This window comes from Paraburkholderia acidipaludis NBRC 101816 (assembly GCF_000684975.1).
Classification (GTDB): domain Bacteria; phylum Pseudomonadota; class Gammaproteobacteria; order Burkholderiales; family Burkholderiaceae; genus Paraburkholderia; species Paraburkholderia acidipaludis.
Window position 1 is genome coordinate 62,570 of the sequence record NZ_BAXZ01000012.1, and the last position, 15,818, is coordinate 78,387.

Annotated in this window: 14 protein-coding genes and 1 tRNA gene; 10 read left to right on the forward strand and 5 right to left on the reverse strand. The window is 67.4% G+C overall.

Annotated features, from left to right (window positions below; all coding sequences use genetic code 11):
• Positions 1-93: 93 nt before the first annotated feature.
• Entirely contained in the window at positions 94-2,409 is a 2,316-nt protein-coding gene (gene parC / locus BAC01S_RS15345; RefSeq protein WP_027795568.1) for a DNA topoisomerase IV subunit A, read from the reverse strand.
• A gap of 41 nt (positions 2,410-2,450) precedes the next feature.
• The gene (locus tag BAC01S_RS15350; protein ID WP_027795569.1) at positions 2,451-4,433 is read right to left on the reverse strand and encodes a DNA topoisomerase IV subunit B; all 1,983 of its coding nucleotides are present in this window, start codon (positions 4,431-4,433) and stop codon (positions 2,451-2,453) included.
• A 293-nt stretch (positions 4,434-4,726) separates the two neighbouring features.
• Between BAC01S_RS15350 and BAC01S_RS33860 the strand changes: the two genes are divergently transcribed.
• Complete coding sequence (locus BAC01S_RS33860) at positions 4,727-4,936, forward strand: HepT-like ribonuclease domain-containing protein (protein WP_084168598.1); 210 nt, start codon at positions 4,727-4,729, stop codon at positions 4,934-4,936.
• Positions 4,937-4,976: 40 nt separating this feature from the next.
• Here the strand turns inward: BAC01S_RS33860 and BAC01S_RS15360 are convergent, their stop codons facing one another.
• Together BAC01S_RS15360 and BAC01S_RS15365 are read right to left on the reverse strand one after the other, a co-directional pair.
• Positions 4,977-6,908: an ATP-binding cassette domain-containing protein gene (locus BAC01S_RS15360; RefSeq protein ID WP_027795570.1), complete on the reverse strand. Its 1,932-nt coding sequence runs from the start codon at positions 6,906-6,908 to the stop codon at positions 4,977-4,979.
• Between the two features lie 96 nt (positions 6,909-7,004).
• Positions 7,005-7,406 carry a DUF4399 domain-containing protein gene (locus tag BAC01S_RS15365; protein WP_027795571.1) on the reverse strand — a complete coding sequence of 134 codons (402 nt, stop codon included), beginning with the start codon at positions 7,404-7,406 and terminating at the stop codon, positions 7,005-7,007.
• Positions 7,407-7,681: 275 nt separating this feature from the next.
• Between BAC01S_RS15365 and BAC01S_RS15370 the strand changes: the two genes are divergently transcribed.
• From BAC01S_RS15370 to BAC01S_RS15415, 9 genes are all read left to right on the forward strand, one after another.
• A complete protein-coding gene (locus BAC01S_RS15370; protein ID WP_027795572.1) occupies positions 7,682-7,864 on the forward strand; it encodes a rubredoxin in 183 nt (60 codons plus the stop codon).
• A gap of 225 nt (positions 7,865-8,089) precedes the next feature.
• A tRNA-Arg gene (locus BAC01S_RS15375) sits at positions 8,090-8,164 on the forward strand.
• Positions 8,165-8,279: 115 nt separating this feature from the next.
• The gene (locus BAC01S_RS15380) at positions 8,280-8,552 is read left to right on the forward strand and encodes a hypothetical protein (RefSeq protein ID WP_027795573.1); all 273 of its coding nucleotides are present in this window, start codon (positions 8,280-8,282) and stop codon (positions 8,550-8,552) included.
• Positions 8,553-8,852: 300 nt separating this feature from the next.
• Entirely contained in the window at positions 8,853-9,149 is a 297-nt protein-coding gene (locus tag BAC01S_RS15390) for a hypothetical protein (protein WP_245616593.1), read from the forward strand.
• A 132-nt stretch (positions 9,150-9,281) separates the two neighbouring features.
• On the forward strand, positions 9,282-10,715 hold the full coding sequence (gene dcm, locus BAC01S_RS31400; RefSeq protein ID WP_084168599.1) for a DNA (cytosine-5-)-methyltransferase: 1,434 nt from the start codon (positions 9,282-9,284) through the stop codon (positions 10,713-10,715).
• Between the two features lie 35 nt (positions 10,716-10,750).
• The gene (locus BAC01S_RS15400) at positions 10,751-11,200 is read left to right on the forward strand and encodes a very short patch repair endonuclease (RefSeq protein WP_027795575.1); all 450 of its coding nucleotides are present in this window, start codon (positions 10,751-10,753) and stop codon (positions 11,198-11,200) included.
• Positions 11,201-11,292: 92 nt separating this feature from the next.
• A complete protein-coding gene (locus BAC01S_RS15405; protein WP_027795576.1) occupies positions 11,293-11,796 on the forward strand; it encodes a YbhB/YbcL family Raf kinase inhibitor-like protein in 504 nt (167 codons plus the stop codon).
• A 119-nt stretch (positions 11,797-11,915) separates the two neighbouring features.
• A complete protein-coding gene (locus tag BAC01S_RS15410; RefSeq protein WP_043202418.1) occupies positions 11,916-13,334 on the forward strand; it encodes an MFS transporter in 1,419 nt (472 codons plus the stop codon).
• A gap of 235 nt (positions 13,335-13,569) precedes the next feature.
• On the forward strand, positions 13,570-14,139 hold the full coding sequence (locus BAC01S_RS15415; RefSeq protein ID WP_027795578.1) for a hypothetical protein: 570 nt from the start codon (positions 13,570-13,572) through the stop codon (positions 14,137-14,139).
• Positions 14,140-14,250: 111 nt separating this feature from the next.
• Here BAC01S_RS15415 and otsA read toward each other — a convergent pair whose 3' ends face one another.
• Complete coding sequence (otsA, locus tag BAC01S_RS15420) at positions 14,251-15,693, reverse strand: alpha,alpha-trehalose-phosphate synthase (UDP-forming) (protein WP_027795579.1); 1,443 nt, start codon at positions 15,691-15,693, stop codon at positions 14,251-14,253.
• Positions 15,694-15,818: the final 125 nt, after the last annotated feature.

A 15,818-nucleotide genomic window follows, 5' to 3' on the forward strand; every position in this document is an offset into this window, starting at 1 on the left:
CAGCCTGCGCGCGATTATTCCATGCGGCACAAAGGCGCGCACCGGACGTGCGCGCCTTTGTGACTGCTTTTGAAGACATTCGCGCCCCGCGCCTTACTGCGGCAACACCGGACGCAACGCCACGACCTGCTTGAGCTTCGAATCCGGCGTGCGGCCCTTGCGGGCACGCTTGCCGATCTGCGGCGCGAGCACCGCGCCCGCCATCAGGTCTTCGCCCGGTTTGCCGCCGCGGCCCGCGCCGATCAGCACCACGCCCGCCGCGCTGATGGCGAGCGCCTGCGTGAGCTTTTCATTATCGTCAAGCTGCATCAGGATGACACCGCGGCCGCCGGCGGAAAGCGTTTTCATCTCGTCGAGGCCGAACACGAGCAGACGCCCGCCCGACGAAAGACACGCCACCTGGATCGCGCCCGGCAGCATCGGCATCGGCGCGAGCGGCAAGGCGCCCTCGTCGATGGTCATGAACGCCTTGCCCGCCTTCACGCGGCTCACCATGTCGCCGATCTTCGCGATGAAGCCGAAGCCGTTGCTCGACGCCAGCAGCAGTTGCTGCTCCGCGTTCGCGGCGAAGTAGTGCAGCAGATGCGTGCCCGCTTCGAGCTCGATGAGCGACGTCACCGGCACACCGTCGCCGCGCCCGCCCGGCAGTTGCGCAACCGCGACCGAATAGACGCGGCCGTTGCTGCCCCACGCGATCAGCGTGTCGGGCGTGCGGCACAGGAAAGTGGCGTAGAGGCCGTCGCCGGCCTTGAACGTGAAGCTCTGCGGATCGAGGCCATGGCCCTTGAGCGCACGCACCCAGCCCTTCTGCGAGACGACCACGGTAACGGGCTCGTCCACGACGCGCACTTCGAACGTCGCGCGCTTTTCCTGCTGGATCAGTGTGCGGCGGTCGTCGCCGTACTGCTTCGCGTCGCCTTCGATCTCCTTCACGATGAGGCGCTTCATCGACGACTCGTTCGCGAGCAGCTCTTCGAGCTTCGCCTTCTCGTCGCGCAACTCTTCGAGCTCCTTCTCGATCTTGATCTTCTCGAGCCGCGCCAACTGACGCAGACGGATTTCGAGAATGTCTTCCGCCTGGCGCTCGGAAAGCCCGAACGCGCTCATGAGCGCGCTCTTCGGCTCGTCCGACTCGCGGATGATGCGAATGACCTCGTCGATATTGAGGAAGACGATCATCCGCCCTTCGAGGATATGGATGCGGTCGTCGACCTTCGTCAGGCGGTGCTGCGTGCGGCGCGTGACGGTGGCGAAGCGGAAGCCGATCCACTCGCCCAGGATCTCGCTCACGCCCTTCTGGCGCGGGCGCCCATCGGCGCCGATCATCACGAGATTCAGCGAGGCGTTCGATTCGAGGCTCGTGTTGGCAAGCAGCGAATTCACGAACTCGGCCTGGTCGATGCGGCTCGTCTTCGGCTCGAACACGATGCGCACGGGCGCGTCCTTGCCCGACTCGTCGCGCACGGCGTCGAGCAGCGCGAGCATGGACTGCTTGCTCTGCAACTGCTCGGGCGTGAGCGTCTTCTTGCCGAGCTTGAGCTTCGGATTGGTCAGCTCCTCGATCTCTTCCAGCACCTTCTGGCTCGATGTGTTCGGCGGCAGTTCCGTGACCACGAGCTGCCACTGGCCGCGCGCGAGATCCTCGATCTTCCAGCGCGCGCGCACCTTCAGGCTGCCGCGGCCCATCTCGTAGGCTGCCGCGATTTCGGCCTCGCTGGAGATGATCTGGCCGCCGCCCGGGAAGTCCGGCCCCGGCAGCTTTTCCATCAGTTCCGCGTGCGTGATCTTCGGATTGCGAATCATCGCCACCGCCGCGGCCGCGACTTCGCGCAGGTTGTGCGACGGGATTTCCGTGGCGAGACCCACCGCGATGCCCGAAGCGCCGTTCAGCAGCAGCATGGGCAGGCGCGCGGGCAGCGTCTTCGGCTCCTGGAACGAGCCGTCGTAGTTCGGCATGAAATCGACGGTGCCCATGTCGATTTCGTCGAGCAGCAGCTTCGCGATAGGCGTGAGACGCGCTTCGGTGTATCGCATCGCCGCGGCGCCGTCGCCGTCGCGCGAGCCGAAGTTGCCCTGGCCGTCGATGAGCGGATAGCGCATCGAGAAGTCTTGCGCGAGGCGCACGAGCGCGTCGTACGCCGACTGGTCGCCGTGCGGATGGTACTTGCCCAGCACATCGCCCACCACGCGCGCCGACTTCACGGGCTTGGCGTTGTCGCCGAGTCCCATCTCGTTCATCGCGAAGAGAATGCGCCGCTGCACCGGTTTCTGGCCGTCGCAGACGTCGGGCAGCGCGCGGCCCTTCACCACGCTCACCGCGTAGTCGAGGTACGCGCGCTCCGCGTAGTGGCCGAGCGTGAGCGTGTCGCCTTCGGCGCCGCCGGTCACTTCAGCAAAAAGATCGTCCATGTTCAATCAATCCGTATTCGTGTGCGGGGGGCGTGGGAACGTCAAATGTCCGCTTCGACTTCGTTGCCCTTCTCTTCGAGCCACGAGCGGCGCGACGCCGCTTCGCCCTTGCCCATCAGCATCGTCATGCGCGCGACGGTGGCCTCGTAGTCGAGGTCGCCGAGCGCCACCGGCGAAAGGCGCCGCGTGTCCGGGTTCATGGTCGTGTCCCAGAGCTGCTCGGCGCTCATTTCACCGAGACCCTTGAAGCGGCTGATGGTCCATTGCGTTTCGCGCACGCCGTCCTTGCGCAGCTTGTCGAGGATCGCTTCGAGCTCGCCTTCGTCGAGCGCGTAGAGCTTCTGCGCGGGCTTCTTGCCGCGCGCGGGCGCGTCCACGCGAAACAACGGCGGGCGCGCCACGCACACGTGGCCGCGCTCGATCAACTGCGGGAAGTGCTTGAAGAAGAGCGTGAGCAGCAACACCTGGATGTGCGAACCATCCACGTCCGCGTCCGAGAGGATGCAGATCTTGCCGTAACGCAGGTTCGCGAGATCGACGGTTTCGTCGGGACTGTGCGGATCGACGCCGATCGCAACAGAAATGTCGTGCACTTCATTGTTGGCAAAAAGACGGTCGCGCTCGGTTTCCCACGTGTTCAGCACCTTGCCCCGCAACGGCAGGATGGCCTGATATTCCTTGTCGCGCCCCATCTTCGCGGAACCGCCCGCCGAATCGCCCTCCACGAGGAAGAGTTCGTTGCGCGCGATATCGGTCGATTCGCAGTCGGTGAGCTTGCCGGGCAGCACGGCCACGCCCGAACTCTTGCGTTTTTCCACCTTCTGGCCCGCACGCGTGCGCGCCTGAGCCTGCTTGATGACGAGGTCGGCGAGCTTCTTGCCGTGCTCGACGTGCTGGTTGAGCCACAACTCCAGCGCGGGACGCGAGAACGACGAGACGAGCTTGACGGCATCGCGGCTGTTCAGGCGCTCCTTGATCTGCCCCTGGAACTGCGGATCGAGCACCTTCGCCGAGAGCACGAACGAGACGCGCGCAAACACGTCTTCGGGCAGCAGCTTCACGCCTTTGGGCTGAAGATTGTGCAGTTCGACGAAGCTTTTCACGGCCTGGAACAGACCGTCGCGCAAGCCGCTTTCGTGCGTGCCGCCCGCCGGCGTGGGGATGAGGTTCACATACGACTCGCGCGTGAGCGGCCCTTCCTCGGTCCATGCGACGACCCAGGCGGCGCCCTCGCCTTCGGCGAAGGTGTCGTCGGCCGTGCGTGCGTCGGCGTATCGTTCGCCTTCGAAGAGCGGGATCAGCAGCTCGCTGCCGCCCATGCCTTCGAGCAGATAGCCGCGCAGGCCGTCTTCGTACTTCCAGCTCTGGCGCTCGCCCGTCTTCTCGTTGACGAGCTCGACCTCCACGCCGGGCAGCAGCACGGCCTTCGAGCGCAAGAGGCGCTGCAGTTCGCCGAACGGCAGATTGGGCGAGTCGAAGTACTTCGGATCGGGCGAGGCGGTGACGCGCGTGCCGGTCTTCTTCTCGTCGCGCGCGGCATTGCGCACGGCGAGCGGCCTGACGACGTCGCCGTTGGCGAAGCCGATCTCGGCGACCTTGCCGTCGCGCCACACGGTCACGTCGAGGCGCGTGGAAAGCGCGTTCGTGACCGAGACGCCCACGCCGTGCAGGCCGCCCGAGAACGTGTAGGCGCCGCCGGCGGCCTTGTCGAACTTGCCGCCCGCGTGCAGGCGGGTATAGACGATTTCGACGACGGGCACCTTCTCTTCGGGGTGCAGGCCGAACGGAATGCCGCGGCCGTCGTCCTCGACGGAGACGGACTGGTCCGCGTGCAGCGTCACCGTGATGCGGCGGCCGAAGCCGCCGAGGGCTTCGTCCGAAGCGTTGTCGATGACTTCCTGGATGATGTGCAGCGGGTTTTCGGTGCGGGTGTACATGCCCGGCCGCTGCCGGACCGGCTCGAGGCCCTTGAGCACCTTGATCGACGCTTCGCTATAGGTAGCGTTTGACTTCTTCGTAGACATGGTGGTCCGTCGGGTTGCCGCGCGGTTGTCCACAGGTCCTGTGGACATCTGCGTGGACAACGCGTTGAGTTTTCAAAAAAAGCGAAACGAAACAACGGGATGAACTGGCATGCCCACCGCGCGGGCAGCGGCGCGGCGGACGGGATTCGCGAGGTATTGTACTGATTTGGGGCGGCGCGGCAATTTGCGCGGGGGTCAGCCGTTCGGCCGAGGGGTTGGCGGACGCGGGACTCGCGTAGAATCGATGGCTCGTGGAACGGCGCCAGCCGCCGCCCGGGAAACGTGGAGTCACCATGAAACCATCCGAAGCCTTGTGCGCGCACCGCGCCGAAGCCGCTCGGCACAATCGCTCCAGGACACGCCGATGGCCCTCGACGCTGTACGCGATGCGCAATCAGATCTCACACGGCTATTTCGCAGTGGACGTCGAGATAATCCGGAGCACGGTGAAACAACATCTCCCGGTACTCGAGCGCGATCTGATGCGGCTTATCGGCGAATAAACGAAGCGGCCCTCATCAGGCCGCCCTCTCCCGCATCACCTCACTTCCGCTTGCTCTCCAGCTCTTCCCACCGCTCCAGCGCCGCAAGCAATTCCTCGTCGATCTGCGCATAGCGTTCGGTAAGCCGCACGCCCTCCTGCGCGTCCTTCGCGAAAATCGACCCTTCTTCGATCTGCGCGCCGATGGTCTTCTGCTCCGTCTCCAGCGCCTCGATCCGCTTGGGCAGTTCCTCCAGTTCGCGCTGCTCCTTGAACGACAGCTTGACCGAGCGTTGCGCGTTGCGCCCCGTCGCGCTTTCCTTCGGCGCGGCGGCGGCGGCCGGCGCGGCGGCCTGCGGCGCGCGCGCCTCGGCCAGCTGCTGCGCGCGCGCACTCTGCGTCTGCCAGTCGGTGAAACCGCCCACGTATTCGCGCCACTGGCCGCCGCCCTCGGCCGCGAACACGGAGGTCACCACGTTGTCGAGAAATGCGCGGTCGTGGCTCACGAGCAGCACGGTGCCGTCGTAATCGGCCAGCAGTTCTTCGAGCAGTTCGAGCGTCGGAATATCGAGGTCGTTGGTCGGCTCGTCGAGCACCAGCACGTTCGCGGGCCGCGCGAAAAGACGCGCGAGCAGCAGGCGGTTGCGCTCGCCGCCCGAAAGCGATTTCACGGGCGAACGCGCGCGCTCGGGCGCGAACAGGAAGTCGCCCAAATAGCTCATCACGTGCTTCTTCGCGCCGTTGATCTCGACCCAGTCGCTGCCGGGGCTGATCGTGTCGGCAAGACTCTTCTCCAGGTCGAGCTGCGCGCGCATCTGGTCGAAGTACGCGACCTGCAGATTCGTGCCCACGCGCACCGTGCCCTCGTCCGGCTTCAGCTCGCCGAGAATGAGCTTGAGCAGCGTGGTCTTGCCCGCGCCGTTCGGGCCGACAAAGCCGATCTTGTCGCCGCGCATGACCGTGGCCGAAAAGCGGTCGACGATCGTGCGATCGCCATAGCGCTTCGTCACGTCCGTGAGTTCGGCGACGATCTTGCCGGACTTCTCGCCCTGCGCCACATCGAGCCTCACGTTGCCCTGCACGTTGCGGCGCTCGGCGCGTTCGTTGCGCATCTGCACGAGCCGCGCAATGCGCCCGACGCTGCGCGTGCGGCGCGCTTCGACGCCCTTGCGGATCCACACCTCTTCCTGCGCGAGCAGCTTGTCGAACTTCTCGTTCTCCACGCGCTCCACTTCCAGTTGCTGAGCCTTGCGCTCCTGATACTGCGAAAAGTTGCCCGGATACGAGAGCAGCTTGCCGCGGTCGAGCTCGACGATGCGCGTGGCCACGCGGTCGAGGAACGCGCGGTCGTGGGTGATGAAGAGCAGGCTCGAACGCTGCGCGACGAGCAGTTCCTCGAGCCAGCGGATGCCGTCGAAGTCGAGGTGGTTGGTCGGTTCGTCGAGCAGCAGCACGTCGGGCTGCACGACGAGCGCACGCGCCAGCGCCACGCGCTTTTGCATACCGCCCGAGAGCGCGCCCACCCGCGCTTCGCCGTCGAGCCCGATCTGCGCGAGCGTGGTCGACACGCGCGTGCGCCAGTTCCAGGCATCGGCGGCGTCGAGCGAGGACTGCAGCGTGTTCATGCGCGCGAGCAGCGCATCGTGCTCCGCGCCTTCGGGCGTGTCCGCCAGCTTGTGCGCGACGGTGTCGTATTCGTCGAGCAGCGCGCGCACGCCTTCGAGCCCGGAGGCAACCGCGTCGAATACCGGGGCGTCGGCGTCGAACTCGGGCTCCTGCGGCACGTAGACGGTCGAAAGATGCTGCTGGCGCGTGATGAGGCCGTCGTCGGGTTTCGCCAGCTCGGCGACGATCTTCAAGAGCGACGACTTGCCCGCGCCGTTGCGGCCGATCAGCCCGACGCGTTCGCCGGTTTCGAGCGAGAAGTCCGCATGGTCGAGCAGCGCGACGTGGCCGAACGCGAGTTGCGCGCCGGTGAGGGTGTAAAGCGACATGACTGGAAAACGATGCCTGCGTTGGACCTGAAGCGCGCATTGTACCGGTCCGGCGCGGCGGCGCTTTCGCCGCCACCGCGCGCGGTCGCGCCGGCCTTACTTCACGTGAACCGTAATGGTCTGGCTCCACTCGGGACCGTACGAATGGTGCGCGCCGTCCGCGAACTGCGCGGTGAGCGTGTGGTCGCCGGGCGGCAGCGTGATATCCGTTTCGGTCTGCCCTTTGCCGTAGTGGATCGATTTATCGCTCACCGGCACGATCTGGCCTTGCGGCAACGGCCCGCTGTCGATCAGCAGGTGATGGTGGCCGGTGCCCGGCGTCACCGTGCCGGCGGGCGCGACCGTCATGCCGTCGATGCCGAATACCACGTGCACCGGATTGGTAACCGTCGCGCCGTCCTTCGGTTCGACGAAGTAGACGCCTTCGGCACGCGCGACGCCCGTCACCGCCAGCAGGGCCGTGAACGCCACGGCGGCGAGCAAGCTGTTTCTGACCATCGTTGTTCTCCTCGGGAATGGGAAACCCAGCCCGGCGTGCCGCGCGCCATGCCGCATCCGCGGGCGGCTGCAGAACGCCGGAGGCCCAGCATACAACGCATCCGTGAAGGCACACGATCTGCGCGTCGCTGCGCTCGACGGCGTGCGGTGAGCCCCCCTGCGGCAAAGGCACTCGGCGGAAGCGGCGCAATTTTCCGGTAACATCGCGGGTCGCCCGCCGCCCCAAAATGGGGCGGGAAAGCGGGCAACGCATGGAACAGATGAAAGGTGTTGTGGTGAGCGAAGTGATCGAATACAAGAGCTGGATCTGCCTGATCTGCGGCTGGATCTACAACGAGGAAGAGGGGCTGCCCGACGAAGGCATCGCGGCAGGCACGCGTTTCGCGGATATCCCCGGGGACTGGCGCTGCCCGCTGTGCGACGTGGGCAAGGCGGAATTCGCGGTCGTCGAATTCTGAGTTCCGGGCTCGCCGCCGTAGCGCGCTGCGCGTCATGGCGGGATCACAGCAGGGTCACGGCAGCTTCCCGCGTAGTCATTTTCGCGCCGGAAGGCGTTTGCTATACTCCACGTCCTGCATCGCGATTCGCCAGAAGTGCGAAACTCGCGAATCGCTTCGCGCCATGACGGGTGACTTGGGAAACATGGCGATCACGCGAAGCCCGCAGGCCTGCGTGCCGCATGCCTCCCTGTAGTTCAATGGATAGAACAAGTGCCTCCTAAGCGCTAGATGCAGGTTCGATTCCTGCCAGGGGGACCAGCCACCCAGTTCCGGCGCGGGACACCCCCGCAGCCCGCCCGAGATCCCAGGCCCCGACCGTTCCGGTTTGCACCGGAAAGCGCCGCACGCTCAACCCTCCCAGCAAGACATCCCCATGGACATCAACAAGCAGGTCGCCGCCCTTACCGCTTCCGAACTCCAGACCGCCGGCGCGAGTCAGGCCGCCGCCATTGCATTGAGCGTGGTGCTGCGCCATCTGAATTCACCGGAGCTCGCGAAGCTGCTCACTTCGGCTTTCGCGAACCATCAGGCCGTCATGCTGCAAACGCCCTGGCCCGACCCGATGCTGCAGTCGTTCGAAGCGACGCGCCGGTTCCTCGAAGGCGCCGCGCAACCTGCCGCCGGCGCGGCGCCGCAAGCCGAGTGAGCAGGCGGGACGAGGCTTTGCAGCCCGCCGCGCCCCGCTTGTCAATTGTTAACTTTCACGGCGACGTCCATCGCCTACGATTCGTTCTGTCAGAACGGAGGGTGGACGGCATGACCTCTTCATACGTTTTCGCGCTGATGGGTTTCCTCGCGACAGTCGTTTTCTCGTCGCTGGCAATGCTGGTGCTGCACTAGCCGACGGGCGCGCACCGCGGGCAGGGTCCGCATTGCGCTGCCGATCCGGGTAAACCAGTAGCCGCACAGCCCTAAAGCCGCGGCTTCCCGTGCCGTTAAGTCCTTCATGGACTCCATCCGTCCCATCCCCGCCGGCTACCTGATGTCGAATCTCATCGACCAGGATATTGCGCACATCCGCCGCGTGATGCCCTTGTCGCTCTCGGGCGATCTGGCCGGCCCGATCCTGCCCTCGCCCTACTGGCGCCAGCGCCTGCACCGCCTGCTCGACACTGGCCACGTGAACAAAGGCCAACTGGGCGAGATCGACAGCCTGTTGCATTTGCTCGACGCGCACGACACGCGCAGCAGCGCGGACGCTTCGGCACACCATCGCAGCGCCGCCGGGTCCGCGCGCTGCTAAAACGCGCGCAGCCGCTGCGACGGCCCAAGGCCGGTCACCACCTCATTCCCCGTCCGCGCGACCGTGCCGGCAGGGCCCCACCTCGTCCCGCGCCACGGAAATCCTGGCGCCGCGCAAGGCCTCTCGGTCATAATGTCCGCAAAAATACCCAGAGAGGACTCCGTGCCCACGGCCCATCCGCGAGACCTGCTCCGGCAGGCACGCCAGCGTTACACCCAGCAGCAGATTGCCACCCATGTCGGCAAGGACGTCAAAACCGTGCGCCGCTGGGAAAAAGGCGAGACGCCCTGCCCGGCCACGCTCGAAGCCGCCCTGCGCGAGCTTCTGCGCGGCGGCGCCGATAGCCCGGCGGCCGGCGCGCGGTTTCGCTTCGTCGACCTGTTCGCGGGCATTGGCGGCATACGCATGGGCTTCGAGGCGCACGGCGGCGAATGCGTGTTCACGAGCGAGTGGAACCCGTTCTCGAAGAAGACCTATCTGGAGAACTACACGCAGGACCACGACGGGCACCACGCCTTCGTCGGCGACATCACGACCTGCGACGCCGGGGCCGTCCCCGACCACGACGTCCTGCTCGCCGGCTTTCCGTGCCAGCCGTTCTCGATCGCGGGCGTGAGCAAGAAGAACGCGCTCGGCCGGCCGCATGGCTTCGAGTGCACGACCCAGGGCACGCTCTTCTTCGACGTCGCGCGCATCATCGCCGCCAGGCGTCCCGCCGCCTTCCTGCTCGAGAACGTCAAGAACCTGCTCTCGCACGACCGCGGCCGCACGTTCGACGTGATCCTCCAGGTGCTGCGCGACGAACTCGGCTACGACGTGCACTATCGCGTCGTCGACGGCCGCCATTTCACGCCGCAGCACCGCGAACGCATCATCATCGCCGGCTTCCGCGAGCCCGCGCCGTTCTCGTGGGACGCGCTCGCGCTGCCCGAAGAGGGGCCGCGCCTCGCCTCGATCCTGCATCGCACGGACGGCAGCGAACCTGTCCTGCCGTGGGACGGCGAGCGCTTCTTCGACCACGCCGCGCGCCGCGTGCAGCCCCGATACACGCTTACGCCCGGCCTCTGGCAATACCTCCAGCAATATGCGGAGAAGCACCGCGCCGCCGGCAATGGGTTCGGCTACGGCCTCGCGTTTCCGGAAAGCGTGACGCGCACGCTTTCGGCGCGCTATCACAAGGACGGCAGCGAGATCCTCGTTCACCAGGGCGAAGGACTACGCCCGCGCCGCCTCACGCCGCGCGAGTGCGCGCGGCTGATGGGCTTTCCCGACACCTTCCGCATTCCCGTGAGCGACACCCAGGCCTATCGCCAGTTCGGCAACAGCGTGGTGATGCCGGTGATGCGCGAAGTGGCGCGCACGATGATGCCGCATCTCGACGCCCTGCTGGCCACCGCCGGCGCCAAAGCGCACGCGCAGGCCCGCGCCGCAACGGCAGCCGAGCAAGCCCAGCCGAAGGCGCAGCCGCGCGCGAAGGCCAGAACCGCCGGCACGACCGAGGCACCCGCCGTGCGCAGCCGGACAGCCCGGTCAGTGCGCACGCAACCGGCAGCCGAGGCGGCCTGACGGCGCGAGCGAAGACACGATAGCGGACGGCAACCATGGTCGATGTCGTCGATCCCGCCACCCGCAGCCGGATGATGTCCGGCATTCGCGGGCGCAACACCCGGCCCGAGCGCGTGATCCGCAGCCTGCTGCACCGGCGCGGTTTCCGCTTCCGGCTGGACGTGCGCGAGCTGCCGGGCCGCCCCGATATCGTGCTGCCGCGCTACCGCGCCGCCGTGTTCGTGCACGGCTGCTTCTGGCACGGCCACGGCTGCGCGCTCTTCAAGTGGCCGCAGACGCGCCCCGAGTTCTGGCGCGAGAAGATCGCGCGCAACCGCGCCAACGACGCGAAGGCGCTCGCCGCGCTTGCGGCGCAGGGCTGGCGCGTCGCGGTGATCTGGGAATGTGCGCTGCGCGGCGCCGGCCACGACCCGCAGGCCGTCGTCGAGCGCCTCGACGCCTGGCTCCGGGACCCCGCCTCGAGGTGGTTCGAAGCCCGCGCGTAAGTGTCGTGCGCGGTGCTAAACTCGATCGACAAGCCGTGCGCGGCCCCATGCAAGGCGCGAGCCGGCAAGAACGCACGAGAAGGAGACAACCCATGGCTGAATTCCGACTCTGGTCCGACGACTTCCCGAACAACGGCTTCATGCCGAAGGCGCAGGAATTCGACGAACGGGCCTTCGGCGTGGACGGCGACAACGTTTCTCCCGCGCTGCAATGGGATGCGCCGCCCGACGACACGCAGAGCTTCGCGCTGACCCTCTACGATCCCGACGCCCCCACGGGCAGCGGCTTCTGGCACTGGGTCGTCGTCAACATTCCGGTCGACGTGCGCGCGCTCGCCCGCAATGCCGGCAAGGCCGACGGCAGCCTGCTGCCGGGCGGGGCCCTGCAGCTGCGCAACGACTACGGCACGGTCGGCTTCGGCGGCGCGGCGCCCCCGCGCGGAGACAAGCCGCATCGCTACATCTTCCGCGTGCATGCGCTGAAGGTGCCGGAACTTCCGGTCACGCCCGACACGACCAATGCGGTGGCGCGCTTCATGACGCACCTGAACGAAATCGATTCGACGACCTACGTCGGGCTCTACGAACTGAAATAACCGCGCGTGCGCAAGCGTCGCCGGCAGCCCAGACGGCGCGGCCCATGCCTGCGCCGCCAGGCGCGATGCGTGCGCGCCCGCGAGCCATGCCGACCGCCCTTGCGCGCGCCCGCCAATCGATGCCCACCACCACATCCACGCTGCCCCATCCGAACGCCGATCCCGCCGCCGAGGCGGAAGCCGGCCTGCCTTTCCCGCAGCGCTATCACGCCATCGTCGTGGTGGCGCTCGGCATCACGCTCGCCGTGCTCGACAGCGCGATCGCCAACGTCGCGCTGCCGACGATCGCGCGCCATCTCCACGCGAGCGAAGCGAGCTCGATCTGGATCGTCAACGCCTACCAGCTCGCGGTGACGATCTCGCTGCTGCCGCTCGCCTCGCTCGGCGACCGCATCGGCTACCGGCGCGTGTATCTATGGGGGCTCGGGCTCTTCACCATCGCGTCGCTCGGCTGCGCGCTCTCCACCTCGCTGCCCTTGCTCGCGGTCGCGCGCATGGTGCAGGGCCTGGGCGGCGCCGGCATCATGAGCGTCAACACCGCGCTCGTGCGCATGATCTATCCGCGCAACCAGCTCGGCCGCGGCGTGTCGATCAACGCGATGGTGGTGGCGGTCGCGTCGGCGGTGGGACCGACCATCGCGTCGGGCGTGCTCTCGGTCGCCTCGTGGCCCTGGCTCTTCGCGATCAACGTGCCGATCGGCGTCGCCGCCTACGTGCTCGCCCTGCGCGCGCTGCCCGTCAACCGGCCGCATCCGGCCCCCTACGACTACGGGAGCGCCGTGCTCAACGCGCTGGTGTTCGGCCTCCTGATCTTCGCCGTCGACGGCCTCGGTCACGGCGAGCGCCGCGCGTGGATCGGCGCCGAATTCGCCGCGGCGCTCGTGATCGGCTGGTTCTTCGTGCGCCGCCAGCTGACCCAGCCGGCGCCGCTCTTGCCCGTCGACCTGCTGCGAATTCCCGTGTTCGCGCTTTCGGTCGGCACCTCCGTCTGCTCGTTCTGCGCGCAGATGCTCGCGTTCGTCGCGCTGCCCTTTCTGCTGCAGGACGCCTTCGGCTTCACCCAGGTCGCGACCGGCCTGCTCATGACACCCTGGCCGCTCGTGATCGTCGGCGCCGCGCCGCTCGCCGGCTGGCTCTCCGACCGCCACCCCGCGGGCATGCTCGGCGGCATCGGGCTCGCGCTGTTCGCGCTGGGGCTCCTGCTGCTCGCCACGCTCGGCGCGCATCCTTCCGCGTTCGACATCGGCTGGCGCATGGCGCTGTGCGGCGCGGGCTTCGGCACGTTCCAGTCGCCGAACAACCGGCAGATGCTTGCGTCGGCCCCGCGCGAACGCTCGGGCGGCGCAAGCGGCATGCTGGGGACGGCCCGCCTCACGGGCCAGACGCTGGGCGCGGCATTGGTCGCGCTGATCTTCGGTGTGGCGCCGCAGCACGGACCCACGATCGCGCTCTATGTGGCGACGGGGTTCGCGGCGCTCGCCGCCGTGGTCAGCATGCTGCGGCTCGTGCCGGGCAACGCGGCAGGGACGCCGGAGTAAATTCCCGCACACGGGCCCCGCGCCGCGCACGCCTGACTACACTACCCAGTACATACCTCGTCGCACTCCGCCGCGCGGCCGCTGACCCATTTCCTGGCGGCGCCGCGCTCAGCGCGCGTCGCCGGCCGAGCCTGATCAGTCGTACTGAGCAGCCCCCGGTTCGCGCACGCTCCGCGCCTTGCCGCGTCTTTCGTCCCTTCACGGCGCCTCGCGCGAGGTCAAAAGGGGGATTGCCATGTCACTGATCGTCGCTGGACGCTTCACCACCTTCCCCGCCGCCGAGGCCGTCGCCGAAAAGCTGTTCGCGCGCGGCTTCGTCGAGGAAGACGTCAACCTTTTCTTCGTCAATCCGCGCGGGCAGCATGCCCGTCACGCGGCGCACGCCGCAGCGCCTCACGCCGCCCTTCCCATGTCGCCGCATCTCGCGCGCAACCTCACGGCCGGCGCGGTCGCCGGTGCCGTGGTGGGCGTCGTGATCTTCGGCGGGATGTCGGCGTCGTTTCCGATCGTCGTGATCGCGGCGGGTGTGGGTGCGTGGGTCGGCTCGCGCATCGGCATCAGCGCGAGCCGGCCGCACGTCGACGAGCATCATGAACGGGTGCTGCGCGAAACGCGCAATTCGGGCGTGCTGCTCGCGGTGCACGTGTGCGCCGAAAACCAGGCGATCGCCGCCGAGGTGCTCGGCGAAGCCGGCGCCACCGACATCGAGCGCGCCTCCGGCCACTGGCAGGGCGGGCACTGGGCGGACTTCGATCCGACCCGCTCGCCCGAGCCCTATGGAGAAGCGGGCCAGCAGCAGGCCTAGCCCAGGGACTGGCGACGGACTGCCGAAGGACTGCTGCAACGCAACGCGGCGGCTCGAAGGCCGCCGCGTGGGTGGGACCGTGCGCGCCCGACAAGGCGCGCGCAGCAAGCGTCAGCCAGCCTTCGCCTTCTCGGGCGAAGGGGCGGGCACCGCGCCGCGCGCCTTCGCCGTCACGGAAGCCGCGGTCGCCACGCTGCGCAGATCGGCAAGGAACGAGTCGCGCCATACCGAAAGATTGTTCAGGCGCAGCCCCGCCATCATGTCCTCGTAGCGCGAACGCCGTTCGGCAAGCGGCATCGAGAGGGCCCGCTCGAGCGCCTCCGCGGTCTGGTTCAGATCGTAAGGATTCACGACGAGCGCGCCGGGCATCTGCTCGGCCGCGCCCGCGAACTGCGAGAGCACCAGCACGCCCGGATCGTCCGGGTTCTGCGATGCCACGTACTCCTTCGCAACGAGATTCATGCCGTCGCGCAGCGGCGCCACGAAGCCCACGTGCGCGAGCCGGAACAGGCCCATCAGCAGATTGCGCTCGTATTTGCGGTTCAGGTACTGGATCGGCGTCCAGTCGAGCTGCGCAAACCGGCCGTTGATGCGGCCCGCCTCGCCTTCGAGGTTGCGGCGGATCGTCTGGTAGGTCTGCACGTCGGAGCGTGTCGGCGGCGCGATCTGCAGCAGCGAAACGCGGCCGTGCCAGCCCGGCCCGTTCTGCAGCAGGCGCTCGAACGCCTGGAAGCGCTCGGCGAGACCCTTCGAATAGTCGAGCCGGTCCACGCTCATGATCAGCCTGCGGCCACGCATGGCGTCGCGCAAGCTGCGCACGGACTTGCGATCGGTGAACTGCCCGGCGGCCTCCGCGATCGCATCGGGGTAGATGCCGATCGGATAGGCGCCCACCTTCAGGAAGCGCTCCCAGGCGTGCACCATGCCGTCCTCGCTCGCGCTGCCATGGCCGCCGCGCTCGATGTAGTCGAGAAAGGCCTGGCGGTCCGCGTCGGTCTGGAAGCCCACCACGTCGTAGTGGCACATGAACTTCATCAGTTCTTCGTGCGGCGGCACCGAGCGCATCACCTCCGGCACCGGCAGCGGAATGTGCAGGAAGAAGCCGATCGGATTCTTCACGCCGAGGTCGCGCAGGCAGCGCGCGAAGGGGATCAGGTGATAGTCGTGGATCCAGATGATGTCGTCGGGCTCGATCAGCGGCTGGAGCTGGCGTGCGAGCGTCACGTTCACGCGCAGATAGCCGGCGTATTCCTGGCGCTCGTAGCGCGCAAGGTCGTTGCGGTAGTGGAAGGTGGGCCAGAGCGTCGTGTTCGAGAAACCCTTGTAGTACTGGTCATAATCGCGCCGCGTGAGGCCAACCGTCGCGTAGGTGACGCTGCCCTGCTGCTCGATGACCGGAGACGACGGCTCCGCAACGGTTTCGCCGCTCCAGCCGAACCATACGCCGCCCGTTTCCTTGAGCGCATCCAGCACGCCCACGGCAAGGCCTCCTGCTGCGGGTCGTCCTTCCTGTGTCGGCGCGACGCGGTTCGATACCACGATCAGTCTGCCCATTGCGGCAATCCTCCTGTTTCGTTATTCAAAGACTCTGCTTTTCAAATGAATGCAAATTTCGTGCCGCCTGCGCGGCAGGACATATTCGACAAGCTGCGACAAGGCGCGGCCCGGCGCACGCGCGA